Below are 392 nucleotides of genomic sequence, written 5' to 3' on the forward strand. Positions count from 1 at the left end.
TTCCTGAATATGCTGGCCTTTATCTGCTTGCCCTATATCTTTCCACGTGTTTCGGTGTGGAACTTCGTCAGTATTCTACTGGTCTTGCCTCCGCTGATCAGTCTTAGCTTTTATTATTTCCTGCCAGATATCGAGGCTTATGCTGGACTGTCAGGTGTCTTGCATGGTGCGTATGCCGCCGTGGCCTGTGTGCTTCTGTTGTATAAGAAAGATCGCAGTTTTGCAGCCTTGGTTTTGTTTCTGATTTTTGCGAAGCTGGTCTGGGAAAATACCATCGGCAGTGAGGGCACGGCCCAATTGATTGGTAGTCCAGTACTGGTTGAAGCGCATTTGCTGGGGGTGATCTGGGGGATTGTAGTGGCCAATCTATATATCATTGGTAATTACTGGCT

Annotated in this window: 1 protein-coding gene; it reads left to right on the plus strand. The window is 47.4% G+C overall.

Annotated elements, in window-relative coordinates:
* A partial coding sequence (rrtA, locus tag ACEWB7_RS18565; protein WP_411581170.1) for a rhombosortase occupies positions 1-392 on the plus strand: 392 nt, incomplete at both ends.

It is taken from the genome of Acinetobacter sp. NIOH-H-8, assembly GCF_046635365.1.
Lineage (GTDB): Bacteria > Pseudomonadota > Gammaproteobacteria > Pseudomonadales > Moraxellaceae > Acinetobacter.